The 23,021-nt window shown below is 71.3% G+C and carries 24 protein-coding genes; 14 read left to right on the forward strand and 10 right to left on the reverse strand.

Annotated features, from left to right (window positions below; translation table 11 throughout):
* Positions 1-227: 227 nt before the first annotated feature.
* Positions 228-1,451, forward strand: coding sequence for an MFS transporter (locus EDD40_RS21100; RefSeq protein ID WP_123744457.1), 1,224 nt, complete (start codon positions 228-230; stop codon positions 1,449-1,451).
* A gap of 236 nt (positions 1,452-1,687) precedes the next feature.
* Positions 1,688-3,166, forward strand: coding sequence for a GGDEF domain-containing protein (locus EDD40_RS21105; protein WP_246037754.1), 1,479 nt, complete (start codon positions 1,688-1,690; stop codon positions 3,164-3,166).
* A 235-nt stretch (positions 3,167-3,401) separates the two neighbouring features.
* Here the strand turns inward: EDD40_RS21105 and EDD40_RS21110 are convergent, their stop codons facing one another.
* The 4 genes from EDD40_RS21110 to EDD40_RS21125 all read right to left on the reverse strand — a co-directional run bounded on the left by EDD40_RS21110 (position 3,402) and on the right by EDD40_RS21125 (position 7,270).
* Positions 3,402-4,232 carry a metal ABC transporter permease gene (locus tag EDD40_RS21110; protein WP_123744459.1) on the reverse strand — a complete coding sequence of 277 codons (831 nt, stop codon included), beginning with the start codon at positions 4,230-4,232 and terminating at the stop codon, positions 3,402-3,404.
* A gap of 7 nt (positions 4,233-4,239) precedes the next feature.
* Positions 4,240-5,067: a metal ABC transporter ATP-binding protein gene (locus EDD40_RS21115; protein WP_123744460.1), complete on the reverse strand. Its 828-nt coding sequence runs from the start codon at positions 5,065-5,067 to the stop codon at positions 4,240-4,242.
* Positions 5,064-6,008 carry a metal ABC transporter solute-binding protein, Zn/Mn family gene (locus EDD40_RS21120; protein ID WP_123744461.1) on the reverse strand — a complete coding sequence of 315 codons (945 nt, stop codon included), beginning with the start codon at positions 6,006-6,008 and terminating at the stop codon, positions 5,064-5,066. Before EDD40_RS21120 ends, EDD40_RS21115 begins: the two co-directional genes overlap by 4 nt.
* Before the next feature lie 161 nt (positions 6,009-6,169).
* Positions 6,170-7,270 (reverse strand): ABC transporter ATP-binding protein, encoded by a 1,101-nt coding sequence (locus EDD40_RS21125; RefSeq protein WP_123744462.1) that lies wholly within the window; start codon positions 7,268-7,270, stop codon positions 6,170-6,172.
* A gap of 251 nt (positions 7,271-7,521) precedes the next feature.
* Here EDD40_RS21125 and EDD40_RS21130 point away from each other — a divergent pair, with 251 nt between their 5' ends.
* The gene (locus EDD40_RS21130; protein WP_123744463.1) at positions 7,522-7,794 is read left to right on the forward strand and encodes a PhdYeFM domain-containing protein; all 273 of its coding nucleotides are present in this window, start codon (positions 7,522-7,524) and stop codon (positions 7,792-7,794) included.
* Positions 7,787-8,188, forward strand: coding sequence for a PIN domain-containing protein (locus EDD40_RS21135; RefSeq protein WP_123744464.1), 402 nt, complete (start codon positions 7,787-7,789; stop codon positions 8,186-8,188). Before EDD40_RS21130 ends, EDD40_RS21135 begins: the two co-directional genes overlap by 8 nt.
* A gap of 40 nt (positions 8,189-8,228) precedes the next feature.
* Here the strand turns inward: EDD40_RS21135 and EDD40_RS21140 are convergent, their stop codons facing one another.
* From EDD40_RS21140 to EDD40_RS21150, 3 genes are all read right to left on the reverse strand, one after another.
* The gene (locus EDD40_RS21140; protein WP_123744465.1) at positions 8,229-9,122 is read right to left on the reverse strand and encodes a sugar ABC transporter permease; all 894 of its coding nucleotides are present in this window, start codon (positions 9,120-9,122) and stop codon (positions 8,229-8,231) included.
* A complete protein-coding gene (locus EDD40_RS21145; protein WP_425471235.1) occupies positions 9,122-10,042 on the reverse strand; it encodes a carbohydrate ABC transporter permease in 921 nt (306 codons plus the stop codon). The genes EDD40_RS21140 and EDD40_RS21145 overlap by 1 nt, the downstream gene beginning before the upstream one ends.
* A 65-nt stretch (positions 10,043-10,107) precedes the next feature.
* Entirely contained in the window at positions 10,108-11,346 is a 1,239-nt protein-coding gene (locus EDD40_RS21150) for an extracellular solute-binding protein (RefSeq protein ID WP_246037755.1), read from the reverse strand.
* A gap of 244 nt (positions 11,347-11,590) precedes the next feature.
* Here EDD40_RS21150 and EDD40_RS21155 point away from each other — a divergent pair, with 244 nt between their 5' ends.
* Both EDD40_RS21155 and EDD40_RS21160 read left to right on the forward strand, forming a co-directional pair.
* A complete protein-coding gene (locus tag EDD40_RS21155) occupies positions 11,591-12,640 on the forward strand; it encodes a LacI family DNA-binding transcriptional regulator (protein ID WP_123744467.1) in 1,050 nt (349 codons plus the stop codon).
* A gap of 107 nt (positions 12,641-12,747) precedes the next feature.
* Positions 12,748-13,851 (forward strand): LacI family DNA-binding transcriptional regulator, encoded by a 1,104-nt coding sequence (locus EDD40_RS21160; RefSeq protein ID WP_123744468.1) that lies wholly within the window; start codon positions 12,748-12,750, stop codon positions 13,849-13,851.
* Positions 13,852-14,617: 766 nt separating this feature from the next.
* On the opposite strand, the gene EDD40_RS42685 is transcribed toward EDD40_RS21160, so the two are convergent.
* Complete coding sequence (locus EDD40_RS42685; protein ID WP_211348217.1) at positions 14,618-15,268, reverse strand: hypothetical protein; 651 nt, start codon at positions 15,266-15,268, stop codon at positions 14,618-14,620.
* Positions 15,269-15,408: 140 nt separating this feature from the next.
* Here EDD40_RS42685 and EDD40_RS21175 point away from each other — a divergent pair, with 140 nt between their 5' ends.
* From EDD40_RS21175 to EDD40_RS21185, 3 genes are all read left to right on the forward strand, one after another.
* Positions 15,409-15,900, forward strand: a complete 492-nt coding sequence (locus EDD40_RS21175) for a beta-class carbonic anhydrase (protein ID WP_123744470.1) — start codon at positions 15,409-15,411, stop codon at positions 15,898-15,900.
* A 107-nt stretch (positions 15,901-16,007) separates the two neighbouring features.
* Positions 16,008-16,883 carry an HhH-GPD family protein gene (locus EDD40_RS21180; protein ID WP_123744471.1) on the forward strand — a complete coding sequence of 292 codons (876 nt, stop codon included), beginning with the start codon at positions 16,008-16,010 and terminating at the stop codon, positions 16,881-16,883.
* Positions 16,884-16,885: 2 nt separating this feature from the next.
* On the forward strand, positions 16,886-17,383 hold the full coding sequence (locus tag EDD40_RS21185) for a 2'-5' RNA ligase family protein (protein ID WP_123744472.1): 498 nt from the start codon (positions 16,886-16,888) through the stop codon (positions 17,381-17,383).
* Here EDD40_RS21185 and EDD40_RS21190 read toward each other — a convergent pair.
* The gene (locus tag EDD40_RS21190) at positions 17,332-18,078 is read right to left on the reverse strand and encodes an alpha/beta fold hydrolase (protein WP_123744473.1); all 747 of its coding nucleotides are present in this window, start codon (positions 18,076-18,078) and stop codon (positions 17,332-17,334) included. The two genes, EDD40_RS21185 and EDD40_RS21190, sit on opposite strands and share 52 nt — an antisense overlap.
* Before the next feature lie 17 nt (positions 18,079-18,095).
* Here EDD40_RS21190 and EDD40_RS21195 point away from each other — a divergent pair, with 17 nt between their 5' ends.
* The 4 genes from EDD40_RS21195 to EDD40_RS21210 all read left to right on the forward strand — a co-directional run bounded on the left by EDD40_RS21195 (position 18,096) and on the right by EDD40_RS21210 (position 21,383).
* Positions 18,096-19,571 carry a M1 family metallopeptidase gene (locus EDD40_RS21195; protein WP_123744474.1) on the forward strand — a complete coding sequence of 492 codons (1,476 nt, stop codon included), beginning with the start codon at positions 18,096-18,098 and terminating at the stop codon, positions 19,569-19,571.
* Positions 19,572-19,644: 73 nt separating this feature from the next.
* Positions 19,645-20,256: a CGNR zinc finger domain-containing protein gene (locus EDD40_RS21200; RefSeq protein WP_123744475.1), complete on the forward strand. Its 612-nt coding sequence runs from the start codon at positions 19,645-19,647 to the stop codon at positions 20,254-20,256.
* 10 nt (positions 20,257-20,266) lie between these two features.
* Positions 20,267-20,575, forward strand: a complete 309-nt coding sequence (locus EDD40_RS21205) for an antibiotic biosynthesis monooxygenase family protein (RefSeq protein ID WP_123744476.1) — start codon at positions 20,267-20,269, stop codon at positions 20,573-20,575.
* A 10-nt stretch (positions 20,576-20,585) separates the two neighbouring features.
* Entirely contained in the window at positions 20,586-21,383 is a 798-nt protein-coding gene (locus EDD40_RS21210) for an SIR2 family NAD-dependent protein deacylase (RefSeq protein ID WP_201438254.1), read from the forward strand.
* On the opposite strand, the gene EDD40_RS21215 is transcribed toward EDD40_RS21210, so the two are convergent.
* Positions 21,355-22,326 carry an endonuclease/exonuclease/phosphatase family protein gene (locus EDD40_RS21215; protein WP_123744477.1) on the reverse strand — a complete coding sequence of 324 codons (972 nt, stop codon included), beginning with the start codon at positions 22,324-22,326 and terminating at the stop codon, positions 21,355-21,357. The genes EDD40_RS21210 and EDD40_RS21215 overlap by 29 nt on opposite strands.
* Positions 22,327-22,344: 18 nt before the next feature.
* Here EDD40_RS21215 and pcp point away from each other — a divergent pair, with 18 nt between their 5' ends.
* Positions 22,345-22,977, forward strand: a complete 633-nt coding sequence (gene pcp / locus EDD40_RS21220; protein ID WP_123744478.1) for a pyroglutamyl-peptidase I — start codon at positions 22,345-22,347, stop codon at positions 22,975-22,977.
* Positions 22,978-23,021: the final 44 nt, after the last annotated feature.

The following is a 23,021-nucleotide window of genomic DNA, read 5'->3' on the forward strand; positions in this document are numbered from 1 at the left end:
GCGAGGATTGCTCACGCCGGGTCACCTACCGTCAACTGTCAAGAATAAGTGGGCGATTTTTCGCTGTTGCAACTACTTTATGTAACCGACCTGCTCCGTTCGGGTACACAGTGTGGTAGGACAGAGATTGCACATCCGGCAGCTTCTACCGTGCTAACCGAGGGAATTGTTACTTCGGGTGGGGGTAACGTGACTCACTCATCGGGGCCGACCAACCTGGGGGAGTTGTGACTTCCGGGGGGACCATCCGCGCGCTCGTGGGCAACCGCGAGTTCCGCGGCATGTGGATCGGCTCGACGGTGTCCACCGTCGGCGATCAACTCGCCGCGGTCGCGCTCTCCCTCTTGGTGTTCGAGCGCACCCAGTCCGCCGCGTGGACCGCCCTCACGTGGTCGTTGACGCTGTTCCCGCCGCTGGTCTCCGGCCCGCTGCTGGGCTGGCTCGCGGACCGGTTCCCCCGTCGCACGGTGATGGTGTGGTGCGCGTGGTTGCAGGCCGTCCTGGTGGGCCTGATGGCCATTCCCGGCTCGCCGCTGTGGCTGATGATCGTGCTGCTGGTGGTCGTGCTGATGATCTCGTCGCCGTTCCTGGCGGCGCAGGAGGCGAGCCTGCCGCACGTCCTGCCGGACAAGCGCTACGACGACGGCGTGGCCCTGTTCGGCACGTCGGTGGACGTCGCCCAGATGGTCGGCCTGGCCGCCGCCGGGTTCCTCGTCACGAACGCCGGCGCCAACGTCGCGCTGGCCATCGACGCGGCCTCGTTCGTGTGGGTGGCGATCCTGGTGCAGCTGTCGGTGAAGCACCGGCCGGCCGCGGACCCGCGCGGCACGAAGCGGGACCCCGAAGGCCCCAAGGGTGCGTTCACGCTCCTGGTGACCGAGCCGCGGCTGCGGAGCCTGATGGGCATGCGCCTGCTGGCCGGTCTCGCGATGGTCCCGGAGGGACTCGCCGTGCCCCTGGCGGCGAGTCTGGACGCGGTGTGGGCCGTCGGCCTGATCCTGGCCATCGAGCCCGCCGCCAACGTCCTCGGCGTGGCCGTGCTGTTCCGGGTGGTGCGCGATCCCGCGAAGCGCGAGCGGCTCATCGGCCCGCTCGCCATACTGTCCTTGGCCCCTCTGGTCATGTTCGCGCTGAACCCGAACCTGACCTGGACCATCGCCCTGCTGGTGATCGCCGGTATGGCCGGTGCGTACCACACGCCCGCGCGCTCGGCGTGGATGCGCATCCTGCCCGACGCCTACCGCGGTCGCGCGTACGGCATCGGCCGTGCCGCTCTGCGCTCGTCGCAGGGCGGCGGGATGGCGTTGGCCGGTGTCGTGGCGCACACGGTCGGCTCGGTCACCGCGACGATCGCGGGTGCAGGCGGCATCGGGCTGTTGCTGGCCACGCAGGCGACCGTAGCCTGGCGACGGGCCCGCACCCGGGACGACCCGAAAGCGGTGGCGATCTGAAACGGACTCATCACATATCGCGATTGTCAAACATGAAGGACCCCTCGGCTGCGGCCCGCTAGCCCGCGGGCACGTACGGTGAACATTCGGTCCGGGATGGAGGGAGCGGCTCACATGTCGCGGTTGCGCATGGCGAACACCTCCTCAGTGCGCATCTCGGGCACGGACGTGCCGCTGCGAACGGCGTTCGCCACGCGGCGCCGGGCAGAGGGTAGGGGGTCGTGGTGGAGAACAGTTTGACTGACCAGAAGGCCTCTGGGGCAGTCGGCCGGCCCTCGATTCGCAACTGGGATCTGTGGACGTTGCGACCGGCCGCACTGGTGTACTTCTTCTTCATCGAATCGGCGGTAGCGGCTGCCGCCATTTGGCTGCTCATCGGCCTCGGCTCGATCTCGAACGCCGACTGGCTCCGATTCGGCGCGGTGATGTTCGCGGTCACCGTCCACCTCATGATCGTCCGCCGGGCCGAGGAGTCGCGCCGCAACGAGTCGGCCGGTCCGCACATCGACCTGACGTCGGTCTGGACGTTCGCCGCCGCCATCGCGCTGCCGGGCGCGCTGGCCGTGCTCGTCACGATCTGGATGCGGATCCTGATCCAGCCGATCGCCCGCCGCCAGCCGTACCGGTTCGTGTTCAGCTCCGCGAGCATCCTCGGCGGCACCATGCTGGCCTGGGCCGTGGTGCACCTGTCCGGGCTGTCCCTGCTGGCCACCGGCGTCATCCCGACCGACCTGGGCCTGGTGCTCGTGCTCATCGCGGCCGCCCTGGTCAACTGGGGCGCGCAGGGCATGAACATCGCTGTCGCGTTGAAGATCGTCACCCCGCACACCCGCATCCAGGAGTTCCTGGGCTCGCGCGCGGACAACATGCTGGAGCTGAGCACGCTCGGCGCGGGCGCCATGCTCGGCATGCTGATGACCACCCACTGGGTGGGTCCGCTGCTGCTGGTCTTCCCGGTGATCCTGGTGAACTCGCTGCTCTACCACGCCGCGCAGCGGCGGGCGCACCTCGAGCGGCTGCTGCGCGAGCAGGAGCAGCTGCAGGCGCGGCTGGCCGAGGACGCGCACACCGACTACCGGACCGGGCTGCTCAACACCAACGGCCTGGCCGAGTACGGCGGCAGGCTCACCGACCGGTGCCGCCACGACAACCAGCCGGTGACCGTGCTGGCCATCGACCTGGACCACTTCAAGCGGATCAACGACACCTGGGGCCACCCGGCGGGCAACGCCGTGCTGGCCGAGGTCGGCCGGATCCTGCGGGAGAAGCTGCGGCCGGGCGACGTGGCCGGGCGCGACGGCGGCGAGGAGTTCGTCGTGGTGCTCGCCGACACGGGCCTGGCCCAGGGCACGGCCATCGCCGAACGGGTGCGCGAGGCGATCGGCGAGATGTCCGTGATGACCACCGACAAGCACCGCAACACCGTCACCCTGCGGGGCCGGAACCTGCCGTTGACGCCGGACGGGCCGGAGGTGCGCGCCATCTCGGCGTCCATCGGCGTGGCCGTGCTGCCGGACAACGGCGAGTGCCTCCAGGACGCGCAGCACTTCGCCGACGCGGCGCTCTACGCGGCCAAGGAGAACGGGCGCAACCAGGTGCGGGTGGCCGGCGGCGAGATCCGGCTGCTGCCCGCGCCGCGGGGCGACCAGCCGGTGGCGGAGGGCGCGGCCGCGCCCGACCAGGCGGCGTCCGCCGAGGTCACCCGCACCGCGTAAGTCCTCGAGGTCCCCGGCGCGGCCGGCGTCCGGGGCAGGGGTGCGGCGGGCTTGCCGGCGTGGCGCGGAAACGCACGAGGCGCGACCGGGCCCACCACCGCGACCGCGGTGGTCCGCCGACGTGGTCCTCATGCTGCGCATGGCACCCGTGTCTCCGCGCGGCCCGCGTCCCGCGACCGGGCCTCTGGTGCCCCCTACACCCGCGAGTACCCACTGGCGGCTGGTCCTAAACGTATTACTGGACTCTTTCCCGTTTGCCGCTCATCAGCCGGCAGACCAGGTAGATCAGGAACGAGACCGCGGTGACGAACGCGCTCACCGGCATGCCCGGCGCGAGCGACAGGAGCATCCCGCCGAGCACGGACACCTCAGCGAACACCACGGCCAGCACGGTGGCCCGCACCGGGCTCGCGGTGACCCTCGTGGCCGCCGCCGCCGGCGTGATCATCAGCGACAGCACGAGCAGCGCGCCCACCAGCTGCACGCTCAACGCCGTCGCCACGCCCACCAGCACCGCGAACACCACCGACAGGGTCCGCACCGGCACGCCGCGCGCCACCGCCACCGCGGCGTCCACGCTGGCGAAGTGCAGCGGCCGGTAGATGACCGCCAGCACGGCCAGCACGGCGACCGACGCGCCGATGAGCAGCCACAGGTCGGTCGAACCGACGCTGACCACCTGACCGGTCAGCAGGCCGAACTTGTTCGCCGCACGGCCGTTGTAGAGGGCCAGGAACAGCACGCCCAAGCCCAGGCCGAACGCCAGGATCGCGCCGATCACCGAGTCGCGGTCCGAGTCGCGCGTGCTGAGCAGGCCGAGGAGCAGCGCGGCGACGACCGACCCGGCCAGCGCGCCGTACCCGACGCCGACCCCGAGCAGCAGGGCCGCCGCGCCGCCGGTGAACGCCAGCTCGCTCGTGCCGTGCACGGCGAACGCCATCTTGCGGGTCACCACGAGCGGGCCGAGCAGCCCCGCCACCAGCCCGAGCACGGCGCCCGCGATGAGCATCGGCTGGACGTAGCGCAGCAGGTCGAGCGTCTGCCCGAGGTCGAAGAAGTTCTCCATCAGCCCTTCATCCCGCCACGTGGTGCGGCTCGTCCTCGCACACGTGCTGCGCGCCGACCACGTGGATCTGGTCGCGCACGCGGACCACTTCGACGTTCGTGCGGTACAGCTCGGTCAACGTCCGCGAGGTCATCACCTCGGCGGGCGGGCCGATCCGGAACCGGCCCTCGACCAGGTACAGCACCCGGTCGACCAGCGGCAGGATCGGGTTGATCTCGTGGGTCACGAACAGCACGGCCGTGCCCTCGGCCCGGCGCCGGGCGTCGATCAGGTCGCTGACCACGCGCTGGTGCGCGAGGTCGAGCGAGAGCAGCGGCTCGTCGCACAGCAGCACCTCGGGGTCGCCGACCAGGGCCTGCGCCACCCGCAGCCGCTGCTGCTCGCCGCCGGAGAGCAGGCCGACGGGCTCGTCGGCGTACCTCGTCGCGCCGACCGACTCCAGCGCCGCGTCCACCCTGGCCCGGCGCTCGCGGCGGCCACCCCAGCCGATGCCCCAGCGGTGCCCGTCCAGGCCGAACCCGACCAGGTCCCGGCCGCGCAGCGCGAGGCTGGAGTCGATCGCCCGCTGCTGCGGGATGTAGCCGATGCGCCGGTTGCCGCCAGCGACCCGGACCGTGCCCGCGGACAGCGGCTGCAGGCCGAGCAGCACCCGGATGAGGCTGGTCTTGCCCGAGCCGTTGGGCCCGAGCACGGCCACGAACTCGCCGGGGGCGACGTCCAGGTCCAGCCCGTCCCACAGCACGCGGTCGCCGTAGGACAGCCGCGCGCCGCGCAACGCGACCGCCGCGCGCGTCGACTGGTCCGCCACCTGGGCCGTCCTGCCCGAAAGCGTCATGCGCCGAGCGCTCCCACCAGCGAGTCGACCTGCTTCGTCATCCAATCAAGGTAACCCGTGACGCCCTCGGGCAACGTCTCGGTCACCTCGGCGATGGGCACGCCCGCCGCCTTGGCCTGCTCGACGACCCGCTGCGTGCCCGCGTTCTCCGTCTGCGCGTTGTTGACCAGCGCGGCGACCTGCTTCTGCTCGATCAGGCGGGTGACGTCGGCGAGCGCGGCGGCGGGGATGTCGGTCTCGTTCTCCACGGCCTCGCTGAACGACTCCGGCGTGACGTCCTCGACGCCCGCGGTGTCGAGCAGGTAGTGGGCCACCGGCTCGGTCGCCACCACCTTCTTGCCCGCGCCCTTGCCCTCGACGCGCCGCTCCAGGTCGGTCAGCTCGGCGGTGAAGTCCTTCGCGTTGGCGTCGAAGGTCGCCTTCTTGTCCGGTGCGATGGCGCCGAGGTCGGCGGCGGCCTGGTCGGCGACCTTGCGGACGGTCTCGAAGTCGTACCAGACGTGCTCGTTGACGGCGTGGTCGTGGTGCTCCTCGCCCTCCGGCTCGGCGGACGCCTCGGGCTCCTCGTGCTCGGAGGCCTTGCCGGACACCGGGAACGCCTCGATCTTCTTGGCGCCCTCGGTCTCGGGGCCGAGCAGGGTGGCGAAGAAGTCGTCGTAGCCGCCGCCGTTGAAGATGACGAGCTCGGCGTCGCGCACCGCGGCCAGGTCGGACGGCTTGCTCTCGTAGGAGTGCGGGTCGCCGGACGGGTCGTCGATGATGGCGCTGACCTGCACGGCGTCGCCGCCGACGGCCTTCACCACGCTGCCCCACACGTTGGTGGAGGCGACGACCTTGATCGTGCCGTCGTTCGCGGCGGGGGTGTCCTGGGCACCGCAGGCGGTGAGGACGACGGCGGTCGCGGCGGCCACCGCGCCGAGCAACGCGTTGCGGACGGTCATCAGAGCACTCCTCGACAGGCTGACACATAGGCAATGGAAACCGTTGTCGAGTTCAGTTTAGAACGCTCCGCGACCGACATGTCCACCGACCGGGTGTTTTACACGCCACAGGGGCCACCTCACCGCGGCGCGGGAGGCGGCCCCTGCGGGCTCGACGATCGTCAGTCGGTCAGGCGGTGGCCCGACTCGGGGTGGAACAGGTGGACCTCGCTGGCGTCGCGCACGGCGACCTTGACGGTCTGGCCCAGGGTCGGCGGCGTGCGGCCGTCGACGCGGACCACGAACCGCTCGGGCACGTCGCCGATGCGGACCGAGCCGTGCATGAGCGCGTCCGCGCCCAGCTCCTCGACCAGCTCGACGGTCATGTCCATGCCCTGCTCCGAGGAGCTGACCAGCGCCAGCGACTCGGGCCGGATGCCGAACGTCACCTCGGACAGGCCCTCGCCCGCCGCCTTGTCCAGCGCGCGGCGCTCCAGCGGCACCACGATGCCGTCGAGCTTCGCACCCTCCGACGTCAGCGGCACGGTCTTCAGGTTCATCGCGGGCGAGCCCATGAAGCCGGCGACGAACGCGTTGGCCGGCTTGTCGTACAGCGCGCGCGGGGTGTCGCACTGCTGGAGCAGGCCGTCCTTGAGCACGGCGACCCGGTGGCCCATGGTCATGGCCTCGACCTGGTCGTGCGTGACGTAGATCGTGGTGGTGTCCAGGCGGGCCTGGAGGGCGGCGATGTTCGCGCGGGTCTCCACGCGGAGCTTCGCGTCCAGGTTCGACAGCGGCTCGTCCATGAGGAACACGGAAGGCTCGCGGACGATCGCGCGGCCCATCGCGACGCGCTGCCGCTGACCGCCGGACAGCGCCTTCGGCTTGCGGTCCAGGTACTTCTCGAGGTCCAGCATCCTGGCCGCCTCGGCGACCTTCTCCCGGATCTCGGTCTTGTTGACGCCGCGCAGCTTGAGCGCGAAGCCCATGTTCTCCGCGACCGTCATGTGCGGGTACAGCGCGTAGGACTGGAACACCATCGCGATGTCGCGGCCCTTGGGCGGGACGTTGGTGACGTCCTTGCCGCCGATGTGGATGGCGCCCTCGTCGATGTCCTCCAGACCCGCGAGCATCCGCAGCGCGGTGGACTTGCCGGAGCCGGACGGACCGACCAGTACCAGGAACTCGCCGTCGGTGACGTCCAACGACAGCTCGTCGACCGCGCGGACCGGCGGGTTGCCGGAGAAGATCCGCGAAGCCTTGACGTAGGCGACCTCAGCCATGCCACGCACCTTTCACTACCAAGCTTTGCCTCAACGCTAGGGATTGCAAGCGCTTACGGGAACGGGTGAATTGGTCTAGTTCCGGATCGGTTCAGCGCCGGGGCCGCCCGACCGCTCCCCCCGGTGCCCGCCGCCCGCCCGCCACCAGGTACGGAGGGGCGGCGATCACCCGATCGAGACGCGCGGGTCAGGCCCTTGACCAGCGGTCTTGCTGCTGGCGCGCCCGGTGCCGGCTCCCTAGCCTCTCCGCCATGAAGGTCATCAGCCAACGGGAGTTCGACCGGAACCCCGCGCAAGTCCTGGAAGCACTCGAAGCAGGCGAGGCACTCCGCGTCACGGGTCGCGACGGCGAGATCATCGAACTCCACCGGCGAGCGGACGGACGGCCGTGGACCGCGGAGGAGCTCGTCGAGCGGCACAAGCGCCTGCCGCGGGTCGACTTCGCGCGGATGCGCGCGGAGATCGACGAACTCTTCGGCGTCGACCGCATCGACGACGACCCGTGGCAGCGCAGCCGTGGCTGACCGCTACTCCGGCGTCTTGGACACGTCCGCGTACATCGACCTCGACCTCTTGCACCCGGAGGTCCTGCCGGCGACTCCCGGACTGACCACGATCACGCTCGCCGAGTTGCACCACGGGGTGATGGCCGCGAAGGACGCGGCGACCCGCGCGGCTCGGACGACGCAGGTGGCCACCGCGGTCGTGGACTTCGACGCCCTGCCCTTCGACCGCCGCGCGTCCGCGCGCTACGGCAGCCTGATCGGGCTGACGCTCGCGGCCGGCCGTGATCCCCGTTCGCGCAAGCTGGACCTGATGATCGCGGCCATCGCCTCGTGCCACGACCTGCCGCTCTACACCCGCAACCCGAAGGACTTCGTCGGGCTCGAGCAGTTGGTCGAGGTCATCGAGGTCTGACCGGGAAGGGCCTCCGCGACGAGGCGGAGGCCCCCGCGGCTCAGCCCTTCACCGCGCCCGACGACAAGCCCGTCACCAGGAAGCGCTGCACCAGGTAGAACACGACGATCGCCGGGATCGCGACCAGGATCGAGGCCGCCGCCAGGTGGCCCCACTCGGTCCGGTTCTGCTGCACGAACACCTGCAGCCCCACGGCCAGCGTCTTCGACTCGTCCGCCGCCGACAGGAACGCGGACGCGAACGCCACCTCGCCCCACGCCGTCAGGAACGCGTAGAACGCCGTCACGGCCAGGCCCGGCCGGGCCAGGGGCAGCACCAGCCGCCAGAACACGCCGAACGGCGTCAGGCCGTCCACCCGCCCGGCCTCGTCGATGTCGTTCGGGATGGTGTCGAAGTAGCCCTTCAGCATGTACGTGCAGAACGGCACGGCGGTGGTGCAGTAGACCAGCACCAGGCCGAGCGACGTGCCCTGCAGCCCGAGGGCCAGCAGGATGTTGTACAGCGGCACGATCAGCACCGCGAACGGGAACATCTGCACGACCAGGAACGACAGCATCAGCGACCGCTTGCCCGGGAACCGGAACCGCGACGCCGCGTACCCGGTCGTCGCGGACAGGAACACCGCGAGCACCGTGGTCATCAGCGCGATCAGCACCGAGTTCCCGAACCACGCCAGGAAGTCGCCCTTCTCGCCGGCCAGGATCCGCCCGTAGTTGTCCAGGCTGGAGTCGTTGACCAGCTTCGGCGTGGTCTCCACGGCCTTGGCGTCCGGCTTGAACGACGTCACCAGCACCCAGAACACCGGGAACACCGCGATCAGCGACGCCACGACCAGCGCGCCGTGCAGCCCCGCGCCGGCCAGCGGCGACCGTCGCGAGCGCGGACGCACGCGGGCCTGCGGGACCGCCTTCAACGAAGCGGCTTCGACCGTCATCACCACACCTCGCCTTGCTTGCGCAGCGCCCGCCGGTACACACCCGCGAACACGAGCAGCACGGACAGGATCAGCACGCCGTAGGTCGACGCCACCGCGAAGTCGCGGGACGCTCCGGAGAAGAACCGCTCGAACGCGTAGGTCACCAGGATGCGGGTGTTCGGGTTCGGCCCGGTGATCAGGTAGATGATCGCGAACATGTTGAACGTCCAGATGATGCCGAGCAGCACCACCGTGCTGGACACCGACCGCAGGCCGGGCAGCGTCACGTTGCGGAACCGCTGCCACGGCGTCGCGCCGTCCACCTCGGCCGCCTCGTAGAGGTCGCCGGGGATCGACTGGAGGCCGCCGAGCAGCGCCACCATCATGAACGGCACGCCGAGCCACACGTTGACGATGATCACCGCGACGAGCGCCCAGTCCGACTGGCCGAGCCACACCGGCGGGTCGTCCAGGCCGAGGAAGCGCAGGAACTGGTTGATGATCCCGTACTGCGCGTTGAACATGTACTTCCACGCGAACGCGCTGATGAACGCGGGCACGGCCCACGGCAGGATCAGCAGCACCCGGTACACCGCCCGGCCGCGCACCTCCCGGTTGAGCAGCAGCGCGAGGCCCAGGCCGATCGTGTAGTGGAAGAACACGCAGCCGAACGTCCAGATCAGCGTCCGCACCAGCGTCGACCAGAACGCGCCGTAGCTGGCGTCGCCGGACAGCACGTTCAGGTAGTTGTCGAGGCCAACGGAGACGTAGGTCGCCGGCCGGTCGAGGATCGGGTTGGCGATGTTGCCCTCGTTGATGTCGGTGAAGGTGAAGAACACGCCCTGGGCGAGCGGGAACAGCACCAACACCGCGATGACCACCACGACCGGCAGCACCATCGCGTACGCGTACCAGTGCCGGTCCAGGAACCTGCGCACCGAAGTCTCCCTTCGCCGCCCCGCGGCGCCCGGCCCGTGGTCGGACCGGGCGCCACGGGGGATGGTCAGCCGACGGTGTACTCGGGGACGACGGTGTCCTTGTACGACTTGGCCACCTCGTCCAGCGCCGTCTTGGCGTCCTTCTTGCCCGCCAGCACGTCGGCGTAGGCGATCTTCAGCGGGTCGAACAGCTGGCCGCCCTCGGGGATCCACGCGCGCGGGTGGGCGGCGGTGACGACCGGCTCGAACGCGGACACGACCGCGTTGGCCTTCACGTCGGCGTTCTCGTAGGCGGACTTGCGGGTGGGCAGCACGCCCAGCTCCTTGGCGATGCGCACCTGCGACTCGGTGCTGCTCATGCAGGCGATGAACTTGACCGACGAGTCCTTGGCCTTGGTGCCCTGCCGGATCACGTAGTCGTGGCCGCCGACCGGCGCGGAGCCCTTGCCCGCGGTGGCGCCGGGCACGGGCGCGATGCCCAGGTTGGCGGCGTCGGTGAACGCGGCGCCCTTGAGGTAGTCGGCGACCGACCACGGGCCGTTGACCACCATGGCGACCTCGCCGGAGGTGAACGCGGCCTGCATGTTGTTGTAGGAGTTCGACGGGTCCAGCGCGGTGGACGCGGCCTTGGCGTCGAGCAGGCCCTTGGCGGTCTCCAGCGCCTTCACGTTCTCCGCCGAGTTGACCACGATCTTCTTGGCGTCGGCGTCGACCAGGTCGCCGCCCTCGCCGTAGATGAACGGCAGCGCGTAGTACGCGTCGTTGTTGATGAAGATCGTCTTCTCGCCGCCGAGCTTGGCCGCGGCGGTCTTGACCTCGTCCCACGTCTTCGGCGGCTCGACACCGGCGTCGGCCAGCAGCTTCTTGTTGTAGAACAGCGCCAGCGAGTCGGTGACCTGGGGGACGCCGTAGGTCTTGCCGTCGTACTTGGTGGAGCCGAGCGGCGTGTCCAGGAAGTCCGACGTGTCGTTCGCCAGCTCGGTGCCGGCCAGGTCGGCGATGTAGCCCAGCTTGGCCAGCTGCGACACCCACGCGACCTCGGCCCGGAAGACGTCCGGGCCCTGGCCGCCCTGCGCGGCGGTGCGGTAGTTGTTCAGGGCCGCGTCGAAGGGCACGGTCTCGGTCTTGACCTTGTAGCCGCCCTTGGTCGCGCACTCCTGCGCGATCGCGGTGAACACGGGCCCCTCGTTCGGGCCGCTGGTGTCCCAGAAGGTGATCTCGCCGGAGTCGCCGGACGCCGATCCGCCGTCGCCACCACCGCACGCGGTGAGGACGAGGGCGGAGACGGCCGCCACTGCGGTCACGAGGGTGGTACGTCGCATCGTTGCTGTCGTCCCTCCTGCGGGCCTCCACCGTGATGAAGGCGCTTGCAAGAACTTGCGAAAAGGTTGACGCGGATTTCATCCCGCCGACCAGGGCCGGGTCAAGGGTCTTGACGTAACCAAGCCGTAACGGCGGCGCCTGACTGGGAGAAACCAAGGTGGGCGTTGCAAAAATTTGCCGCTGACGGCAGGCTGCACCTCACCCAAGAGTCTGCGAGGAGGCACGGTGTCCGGTCTGTCCGAGATCGCCAGGGCAGCCGGGGTGAGCATCTCCACGGTCAGCCGGGTGCTCAACCGCCGGGCGGGCGTGAACGACGAGACGCGCCAGCGCGTGCTCGCGGTGCTTGCGGAAATGCCTTACACACCGCGCGGGCTGGGCGCGTTGCAGCGGACCGGCGTGATCGGGCTGCTCGTGCCCGAGCTGTCGAACCCCGTGTTCCCGGCGTTCGCCGAGGCGCTGGAGGTGCGGGCCGCGCGGCTGGGGTACTCGTCGCTGCTGTGCAACACGCGGGCCACCGGCGCGGGCGCGATGGGCGAGGAGGAGTACGTGCGGATGCTCCTGGCGCGCGGCGTCGAGGGCATGGTGTTCGTGTCGCCGGAGATCACCAACGTCGAGGTGCCGCTCGGCCAGGCGCCGCGCCCGTCGTACTACGCGAAGCTGCTGGCCGACGGCGTGCACATGGTGTTCCTCAACGGGGCGACGCCGTCGCTGGACGTGCCGGACGTGACCGTGGACGAGCAGCACGCGGGCTACGCGGCGACCCGGCACCTGGTCGAGCTGGGCCACCGGCGGATCGGGTTCGTGTCGGGGCCGGCGCGGTCGCTGCCGTCGCGGCTCAAGCGGGCCGGGTGGGCGGCGGCGCTGGAGGAGGACGGGCTGCCCGCGACGTCCGACTTCGTGGCGCACGCGCCGTTCGGGCCGGAGGGCGGTGCGGCGGCGGTGTCGACGCTGCTGGACACCGTGCGGCCGACGGCGGTGATCTGCTCGTCCGACCACATGGCGATCGGCGTGCTGCGGGAGGCGCACCGGCGCGGGCTGACCGTGCCGCGCGACCTGTCCGTGGTGGGGTTCGACGACATCCCGCTCGCGTCGTACTGCTCGCCGTCGTTGACCACGCTGGCGCAGCCGATCGAGGAGATGGCGGCGGCGGCCGTGGACGAGTTGGTGCACCGGCTCGACCCCGATCGGCGACGACGTCCGGCGGGGAATTACACGCGCGTTTTCCGACCGCGGTTGGTGGTGCGCGAGTCGTCCGCTGAAGCCCCATTGGTTTAGACCATTGTACCCCGAGGTAACCCATCCTCATCTGCGGAGATGACGTTATAGAGGGACGCCGGTCACCCCCACTTCTGTAATTGGTTCTGAACCGTTACGGTCACTTCATGGCGCGGTCGATGCATGTGCGACGCCCCGCGACGCTCGCCTCACTGGCGGCGGAGCTGGGTGTTTCCCGGACAACGGTGTCCAACGCGTACAACCGTCCCGACCAGCTCTCGCCAGAGCTGCGACGCCGGGTGTTGGAGACAGCGAGACGACTCGGGTACCCGGGGCCCGACCCGGTGGCCCGTTCCCTGCGGACGAGGAAGGCCGGCGCGGTGGGCTTGCTGCTCACCGAGAACCTGTCCTACGCGTTCCGCGACCCGGCGGCGATCGGGTTCCTGGAGGGGTTGGCGCTCGCGTGCGAGGACGCCGGGACCGGGCTGCTGCTCGTGCCGGCGAACCCCGAGCGCGAGGACGTGGCGGCGGTCCACCGGGCTGGGGTGGACGGCTTCGTGGTGTATTCGGTGCCCGACGACGATCCCCACCTGGCGGCGGTGCTGGAGCGGCCGGTGCCGACGGTGGTGTGCGACCAGCCCGACCTCGGCAACGTCGACCGCGTCGGCATCGACGACCAGGCGGCCATGCACTCGTTGGCGCAGCACCTGATCTCGCTGGGGCACCGGCGGGTCGGCGTGGTGTGCATGCGCCTGGCCCGTGACCGCAACGACGACTTCGTCGTGCCGGAGCGGCAGCAGGCGGCGCACTTCCACGTGCAGCGGGCCCGGTTGGCGGGGTTGGCGCAAGCGTTCGCGTCGGTCGGCGTGGACTGGGAGACCGTGCCGGTGGCGGAGCGGTTCGACCACACCATGGCCTCCGGCGCGGCGGCGGCGGCGCAGGTGCTGGAGCGCGACCCGCAGATCACCGCGCTGATCTGCACGTCGGACATACTGGCTCTCGGCGCGATGGCGGAGGTCCAGCGGCGCGGTCTGCGCGTGCCCGCCGACATCACCATCACCGGTTTCGACGGCATCCGCGAAGCGGAGCAGGCCGGCCTGACCACGGTCCGCCAGCCCGTCCTGGAGAAGGGCCGCGCGGCCGGCAAGCTGCTCCTGGACTCGGCCGAGCGCACCCGTCCCCGAGCCGTCACCCTGTCCACCGAACTGATCCACGGCACCACCGCCGCCCCGCCTCGCGGAACGGCCGAGGAGCGCTGGTTCGGCCCGTGATCCCCGGTCCGGTCGGACTGCCATCGACCGGCCCACTCCCGTTCTCCACTCCCGCTCCCCGCCCGTTTGCTCTCCACTGCCCGTTTTGCTCTTGAACGCTTCGCAGGGGTCCTCGGTCAGAGGGCCCCTGCTTTAGTGCGGAAAAGATCAAAAGCTGCAAAAAGCGTGTCCTCGCCGGACGGGCAGATCAGCAGGATGACCCCTTGCCAGGTGGTTGTGTGCCGGGTCCGTCGTTGGTCCGGGGTGCGTGTCATCCCGCCGACCTCCACAAGGGCTACCACACGTATCAAGGGGGGCGCCCCCAGTAGACGCCGTGACCGCACTGGACCACGCCCCCCTTGACACGCGTGGCAGGGCTGCGCCAGGTCGGCGGGATGACACGAACCCCTCCTCTGGGGAGAAGGGCCGGTCAGTGGACCGACAGCGACCGGCCCGCGGCGACGGACCCGGATCAATCCCTGTCGACCGTCACCCGACCCGCTGTCAGTGCCAGGGCGGTTTGCTTAATCGAGGGGTTCGTGTCATCCCGCCGACCTGGCTTTGCCCTACCGCGCGTGTCAAGGGGGCGTTGTCCAGCACTGGCCGCGGCGTCGACTGGGGGCGCCCCCTTGATACGTGTGGTAGCCCGGAGGGAGGTCGGTGGGATGACACGCACCCCGGACCACAACGGACCCGGCACAGAACCGCCTGGCAAGGGGTCATCCTGCTGATCTGCCCGTCCGGCGAGGACATGCTTTTCAAGCTTTTCCAACCCTCGACCTCAACCTCACGTCACACGGAAGATCACCGGGTTGCTCGCCTTGCCCGCCACGAGAGCGGTGAGGAGGTAGTCGCCCGCGCCCAGCCTGGAATGCTTGCGGCAGCCCGGTTCCGACGTGCCGCCCGCCCACTGCAACCCGTAGGTGAACCGCTCCCCCGGCTGCATCACGCGCACCTCGGACCCCTCGGTGACGAAGCAGTCGTTGCTCGACCACAGCCGCGTCACGCCGTCCACGCTCGTCACGACCAGCTCGCGCACCCGTCGCCCGATCTCCTTCGCGCACGGCAGGGGGCCGGTGTTGGAGATGACGATGGTGAACCGCACGGGCCGGCCGGCGGGGGTCGTGGGCTTGTCGACCTCGGCCACCACGGCGACCTGCGCGTCCTCGCACGGCGGAGGCGGGCCCGGCGGCAGGGTCGGTGGTGGCGGGGGCGGAGCGGGTGGCGTGGTCGAGGAGGAGGACGTGACCACGGGGGTGGCGGGCGGCTCCGGCGGGCGGGATGAGGGCTGCGTGGCCACGGGCGCCGCGTCGCCGTGCCCGATCAGCGCCCCGACGAGCCAGACCGCGAGGACCAGCGCGACCACCGACCCGGAGGCGGCCAGCGCGCGGCGCCGCCAGTACACCGACCGCGGGTGCGGGCCTGTGGGCTCGGTCACGCCGTCGAAGGTAGCCGGGTCACGTGGAATTGACCGGGAAGCATCGGCCACCCGATGAGGTGAACGTGAGGTTGGCCCGATTCGCTTGCCCGCCATGCGGGAGGCAGGTTCCAATCCGAGGGAACAACGGGAGGTGTGCGATGACCGCGATCGACGAGCTGCTCCACCGCAACGCCGAATTGGGCAACATCGTTCCCGGCGACCGTTCCTCGCCGCGGCCTTCGATGCAAGTGGCCATCCTGACCTGCATGGACTCCCGCATCCGGGTGTTCGAGATCTTCGGCCTCAAGCAGGGTGAGGCGCACGTGCTGCGCAACGCGGGCGGTGTCGTGACGGACGACATGATCCGCTCGCTGGCGTTGAGCCAGCGCAAGCTCGGCACCCGTGAGGTGCTGCTGGTGCACCACACGAACTGCGGCCTGGAGCTGGTCACGGAAGACGACTTCAAGGACGAGCTGGAGCAGGCGTCCGGCCTGCGCCCGCCGTGGTCGGTGGAGGCGTTCCGCGAGGTGAAGGACAGCGTGCGCGGCTCGGTGAACCGGGTCCGGCACAGCGCCTTCCTCCCGCACCGGGACAACGTGCGCGGCTTCGTCTACGACGTGCACACAGGCGAGCTGACCGAAGTCGTCTGACCCGAGACGCCTGACCGAGACGCCTGACCGGAGCCGTTCGACCGGAGTGGTCTGACCGTCCGGCCGGAAGTGGACGGCGGACCGGTCGTGGAAGACTGTGCGTCGCTATGAGCCTGGACGCCGAGCTCCTCCTCGACTGGTTCGCCGACACCGCCCGCGACCTGCCCTGGCGACGGCCGGAGTGCACGGCGTGGGGCGTGCTGGTCAGCGAGATCATGTTGCAGCAGACCCCCGTGGCGCGGGTCGAGCCCATCTGGCACGAGTGGCTGGCCCGCTGGCCGACGCCGTCGGCGATGGCGAAGGCGAGCCAGGGCGAGGTGGTGCGCGCCTGGGGCAAGCTGGGCTACCCGCGCCGCGCCCTCCGGCTGCACGCCGCCGCGCAGGCCATCGCCGAGCAGCACGACGACGTCGTCCCGAGCGACGTCGACACCCTCCTGGCCCTGCCGGGCATCGGCGCGTACACGGCACGGGCCGTCGCGGCGTTCGCCTACGGGCAGCGGTGCCCGGTGGTCGACACGAACGTCCGGCGCGTCGTGGCACGGGCCGTGCACGGCGCGGGTGACGCGGGTCCGCCGGCCACGACCAAGGACATGAAGGACGTCGAAGCCCTCCTCCCCGAAGAGGAGGAGCGCGCCGCCGTCTACTCGGCCGCCTTGATGGAGCTGGGCGCCCTGGTCTGCACGGCCCGCGCGCCCAAGTGCGCGGACTGCCCGGTGTTCGACGGGTGCGCGTGGCAGCTCAACGGTCGTCCCGCGTACGACGGCCCGGCCAAGGTCGCGCAGAAGTTCGCGGGCACCGACCGGCAGGTGCGGGGCCTGCTGCTGGACGTGCTGCGCGGCACCAGCGAGCCGGTGGCGAAGTCCCGGCTCGACGTGGTGTGGTCGGACGCGGGCCAGCGGGACCGGTGCCTGCACTCGCTGCTCGTCGACGGCCTGGTCGAGCAGACGGCCGCGGGCCTGTTCGCGCTGCCCGGCGAGCACTGACCGTGCACGCGCTGGTGGTGTTCTTCGACGCCGAGGCCGACCAGGCCGTTCGGTCGTTGTGGCGGCGGATCGGCGCGCGGTCGGAGCTGCCGCCGCACCTGACCTACGCGGCGGCGGGCACGATCGGGCCGAAGGTGCGCGCCGAGCTGCGCGAGGACCTGTCCCGGCTGTGGCTGCCCGACGTGTGGTTGCAGACCCTCAGCGCCACCGGGAGCACGTTGCAGCTCGGTGCGGTCGTGGACGCCGAGCTGCTGGCCGTGCACTCGGCCGTGCACGACGTCCTGGCCGGCCGGGTGAAGAACCCGCACGGCAGGCACCTGCCGGGCACCTGGGTGCCCCACTGCACGCTGGTCGACGGCGAGGACGACGAGGTGAGGGCCGCGTTCGCCGAGCTGCACCCGATCACGCCGATCCGCGCCAAGACCCGCGAGATGGCGATCGTGGACACTCAGACCGGGTCGATCGACCCGCTCAGGAACGCCTCCACCGCGCCCCGGTAGACCTCCGGCGCCTCGTCGTGCACGACGTGCCCCGACTCCGGCACCACCAGGTGCGTCGCCCCGGTCCGCCGCGCCACCTCGGCCATCTGCCCGGCGCGCAGCCCGCCGAGGCCCGCCTCGATCACCAGCATCGGGCACCGGATGGCGTCGACGTGGTCCCAGTACGCCCGCTCGCCCCACTCGGAGGCGATCTCGTACAGGTCGGGCAGGTGCGCGATGAGGTGCCAGCCGTCCTCGCGCTCCTCGAACATCTCCTCCACCCGCGGCACGTCCACGACCTGCCGCACGTGCGCCAGGGACTCGAACGCGGGCGGCCACGCGTCGAAGTACCACTTCCACTCCTCGACCGTGCGGCCCCGGTTGTCCGGCACCACGTCCTCCGCCACGACCGCGCGCACCAGGTCTGGCCGGGTCGCGGCGAGCGCCCACGCGTGCAGCCCGCCCATCGAGTGCCCGATGACCACGGCGGGCGCGAGGTCGTGCCGCTCGATCACGGCGGCCGCGTCGGCGACGAAGTCCTCCGTCCGGTACGGCCCCCGCACCGGGTTGCGGCCGTGGCCGCGCGCGTCCGGCGCGACCACCCGCCCGTACGGCTTGAGCCACTGCGCCACCGTCCACCACGTGCTCGCCCGGCTCATCAGGCCGTGGAGCAGCAGGATGCCCTGCCCCGATCCCCCGAACTCCGCAACGCTCATGCGTGCATCATGTCGGCATGGCCATCAGTCCCAAGGCGCGCCCGTACCTGATCGTCGTCATCGTGGTGCTGGTGGTGGCCGGGATCGTGGTGGCCAGGATGCCGAAGGACGAGCCGACCGCGACGCCGACCGCGACCGCGACCGCCACCACCGCGCCCGTGGTGGACGCCGAGGGCGGCGACGGCGCCGGCGACGCGTACTACCCGCAGGACGGCAACACCGGCTACGACGTCGGCGCCTACGACGTGTCGGTCGGCTACGACCCGGCGACCAAGCGGCTGGACGGGGTCGCGAAGATCACCGCCACGGCCACCGCCGACCTGTCCCGGTTCAACCTGGACCTGTACTCGCTGGAGGTCACCGGCGTCGACGTGCGCGGGCAGGCCGCCGACTTCCGGCAGGAGGGCGACCACGAGCTGGTCGTGACGCCCGCGACCCCCCTGGCGAGCGGTGAGGAGTTCACCACCACCGTCCGGTACGGCGGCGAGCCGACCCTGTTCGAGGACCGTGCCCTGGGTCGCAGCGGCTGGCAGATCTCCTCCTCCGGCGGCGCGTTCGCGGCGGGCGAGCCGCACTCGGCGACCACCTGGTTCCCCGCCAACGACACCCCGCGCGACAAGGCGTCGTTCGCGTTGACCGCGCGCGTGCCGGAGGGCTGGTCGGTGATCTCCAACGGTGTCGAGGGCGGTTCCACCACCGCCGACGGCTGGACGTCGTTCCGCTGGGTCGCCGAGCAGCCGATGGCCACCTACCTGACCACGATCGCGATCGACCGGTGGACCGTCGAGCGGTCCGCGCTGCCCGACGGCACGCCGGTGGTGGACGCCTACGCGCCGGGCGCGGAGGCCGGCAGGCAGCACGAGGAGCGGCTCCCGGAGGTGCTCGCGTTCCTGGCGGAGAAGTTCGGGCCCTACCCGTTCTCCTCGGCGGGCGGCATCTTCCTGGCCGACGACATCGGTTTCTCGCTGGAGACGCAGACCCGGCCGATCTACGCGGGCTGGGCCGACCTCGACACCGTGGTGCACGAGAACGCGCACCAGTGGTTCGGCGACTCGGTGAGCCTGGAGAACTGGGCCGACATCTGCCTGAACGAGTGCTTCGCCTCCTACGCCCAGTGGCTGTGGGCCGAGGCGAAGCAGGGCGTCGACCTGGACGACCGGTACCGCGCCGAGGTCGAGCGGGTGGGCGAGCGCGAGACGTACTGGGGCCGCAAGCTCTACGACATGGGCCGGGGCAACGAGTTCCGGGGCGTCTACGACAAGGGTCAGCTCGCGCTGCACGCGTTGCGCCGCCAGATCGGCGACCCGGCGTTCGACCGCGTGCTCAAGGACTGGGTGGCCGCGAACCGGGGCGGCAACGCGTCGTGGCCGGAGTTCGAGGCGCACGCGGAGCAGGTGTCGGGCCAGGACCTGGACGCGTTCTTCACCGCGTGGTTCCGCGGCGACCAGGCGCCCGCCGACGAGTTCCTCTACCCGGGCCCGCTGCGCCGCTGACTCCCCTGCGCCGCCGACTCCCCTGCGCCGCCGACTCCCCGGGCCGGTCGGTGAAACTGGCTACAGTGGTTACATGGCGACGTGGGCGAGGACGCTGACCCGGCCGGACGGGCAGAGCTTCCGCTTCGACCCCGGCAGCTTCGCGATGGAACTGCTGGTCAGCGGCGGACCGGGCGAGCTGCGGGTGTTCGAGGAGCTGCACCGGCCCGACGACCTGGCCGCCTGGCTGGTCGACTCGCGCCTCGCCGCGACCGCGCCGTTCACCGCGGCCGACGTGCGCGTCACCGAAGCCGAGCTGGCCGCGGTGAAGCGGCTGCGCGACGCGTTCTGGCGGGTCGCGCGGGCGATGGTCCGGGACGCCGACCTCCCGGCCGACGGCCTGGCGGTGCTGAACGCGGCCACCGCCGAGACACCGCGGCCGGTCGTCGACCCGCGCACGCGCGCGCTCACGTGGGCACGGCCGATCACCGGCACGCAGGTGCTGGGCGCGGCGGCGCGGGACGCGGTCGAGCTCGTCGCGCACGGCGGCGTGCGGGAGTGCTCGGCGGACGACTGCGGCCTGCTGTTCGTGGACGCCTCCCGGGCGGGCAACCGCCGCTGGTGCTCGATGGAGCGCTGCGGCAACCGGCACAAGGTCCGCGCCCACCGGGCACGCCACGAGACGGAACCGGCCGGGGCGCAGTAACGTCGGGGGCATGGCGGTTGTGAAGATCAATGCGATCCACGTGCCCGACGGCTCGGGCCCGGAGCTGGAGAAGCGGTTCGCCGCGCGCCTGGGCGCGGTCGACTCCGAGCCCGGTTTCCTCGGGTTCCAGCTCCTGCGGCCGGTCAAGGGCGACGAGCGGTACTTCGTGGTCACCCAGTGGGAGACCGAGGAGGACTTCCAGAACTGGATGGGCGGCCGGGCCAAGGAGGCGCACTCGGGCGAGCGCGCCAAGCCCGTCGGCACCGGGTCGGACCTGCTGGAGTTCGAGGTCGTGCTCAGCTCCCAAGCGAAGAAGTGACCCCGAGAGGGTGAACGAGGCGCTCGACCGCGCGGCGGAGCTGATCTCCTCCGCCGACGCGGTGCTGGTGTGCGCGGGCGCGGGGATGGGCGTCGACTCCGGCCTGCCCGACTTCCGCGGCGCGACCGGCTTCTGGCAGGCCTACCCGCCCTACGAGCGGCTGGGCCTGCGGTTCGAGGAGCTGGCCGACCCGGTGCACTTCGTGGAGGACCCGGCGCTCGCGTGGGGCTTCTACGGGCACCGGCTCGACCTGTACCGGCGCACGCTCCCGCACGACGGGTTCCGCGTGCTGCGCGAGTGGGGCGCGCGGGTGTTCACGTCGAACGTGGACGGCCAGTTCCAGCGGGCCGGGTTCGACCACGTGGCCGAGGTGCACGGGTCGATCCACCACCTCCAGTGCGTGCAGCCGTGCACGGACGACGTGTGGCCGGCCGACGACGTCGTGGTGGACGTGGACCCCGCGACGATGCGCGCCACCGGGCCGCTGCCGTCGTGCCGCAACTGCGGAGGGCTGGCGCGGCCGAACATCCTCATGTTCGGCGACTGGGCGTGGCTCGGCGGGCCGTCGCAGAAGGCGTTGGACGCCTTGGCGCAGTGGCGTCGGGCGCACCGCGACATCGTCGTGCTGGAGCTCGGCGCGGGGGTCGCGGTGCCGACCGTGCGGCGTCAGGCGGAGCTGGCCAGCGCCGCGTCGGGCGCGTTGGTCCGGGTCAACCCGCGCGAGCCGGAGGTGCGGCACGGGCGCGGGGTGTCCCTGCCGATGGGCGCCTTGGCGGCGATCACCGAGCTGGCACGACGAATCGGCTGACCACGGCCCGGTGGTCCGAGCCGGGGATGTCGACCACGGTGAACGTGTCGACCGGGCACCGCCCGTCCACCAGCACGTGGTCGAGCGTGACCGGCGGCGGCCACAGCGCGCCCGACGGCCAGGTCGGGTCCAGGCCCGCGCCCACCTGGTCGGCGGCGTCGACGTAGCCGCTGTTGAGGAGCCGGCGCAGGCCGACGTGGTCCAGGGTGGCGTTGAAGTCGCCCGCGAGCACCCGCACCGGACCGTCCAACTCCCGGTCCGGCAGGCCCGCCAGGTCGCGCTGCCAGCTCTCCGGCCCGACGGCCTCCACCGGCGGCAACGGGTGCACGGACAGCACCTCCAGGTCCTCGCCGGGCAGGTCGACCAACGCGCCGGCCTGGCGCAGCGTGCTGGGCGGCGTGAGCGTGCGCGGGAACACCGGGTAGCGGGACGCGACGCCGGACCCGGAGCCGCCCGGCTCGTCCAGGAAGTGCCGGAAGGGCAGCACCTCGTCCAGGCCCGCCCGTTCGAGGTCGAGCACCATCGCCGGGGTCAGCTCCTGCAACGTGAGCACGTCGACGTCGTGCGCCTTCACCGCCGCCACGACCGCCCCCGCGTCGGCCCTGCCGACCAGCACGTTCGCCGCCATCACGGTGACCTCCCGGCCCACGCCGACCGGCCGCGAGTCGGGGAACGCGCGCGGCGCGACGGCCGCCACCAGCACCACCGCGACCAGCATCGTCAGCGTGCCGACCGCCCAGCGCCGCAGCAGCAGCGCCAACGCGCCCAGCACCACGCCGGCCGCCGTGAAGTAGGGCGTCAGGGCCGTCGTGGCCACCATGTGGCGGGTGCCGTCGATGCCGAGCAGCCGGGTGAAGGCGGCGAGCAGGAACGTGATGGCCGCCACTACCAGCAGGAACGTCGTCCCCTTGCGCCTGGTGCGGCGTTCCTCGATGTCGACCACGCGTTCTAGTCTGCCCGAGTGGATGTTTTGCTGACGGGTTTCGAACCGTTCGGCGGGGAGCTCACCAACCCGTCCTGGGACGCGGTCCAGGCGGTGCGGTCGGACGGTCACCGGCTGACGAAGCTGCGCCTGCCGTGCGTGTTCGGCGAGTCGGTCGCCGCGGTGCGCGACGCCCTCGCCGTCCGCCGGTACGACCTCGTCGTGTGCGTGGGGCAGGCAGGTGGCCGGGACGGGGTCACACCGGAGCGCGTCGCGGTGAACCTGGACGACGCCCGCATCCCCGACAACGCGGGCGGGCAGCCCATCGACGAGCCCGTGGTGCCCGGCGGTCCGGCGGCGTACTTCACCGGGCTGCCGGTGAAGGCGTGCGTGGCGGCGTTGGCGGCCGACGGCATCCCGGCGTCGGTGTCGCACTCCGCGGGCACGTTCGTGTGCAACCACGTGTTCTACGGCCTGATGCACCTGGTCGCGACCGAGCACCCGGGCGTGCGCGGCGGGTTCGTGCACGTGCCGTTCTCGCCGGAGCAGGCCGAGGCGGGCGGCCACCCCAGCCTGCCCGTCGCCACCACCGCCCGGGCGCTGGAGCTGATCGTGCGCACGTCGCTGAGCACGTCCGTCGACCTGCGCGCCACCGCCGGCACCCTGCACTGACGGCGGCCTGAGGACGCGAAAACGCCCCCCGGGCGAACCCGGGG

Source organism: Saccharothrix texasensis (assembly GCF_003752005.1).
In the GTDB taxonomy this organism is placed as follows: Bacteria; Actinomycetota; Actinomycetes; order Mycobacteriales; family Pseudonocardiaceae; genus Actinosynnema; species Actinosynnema texasense.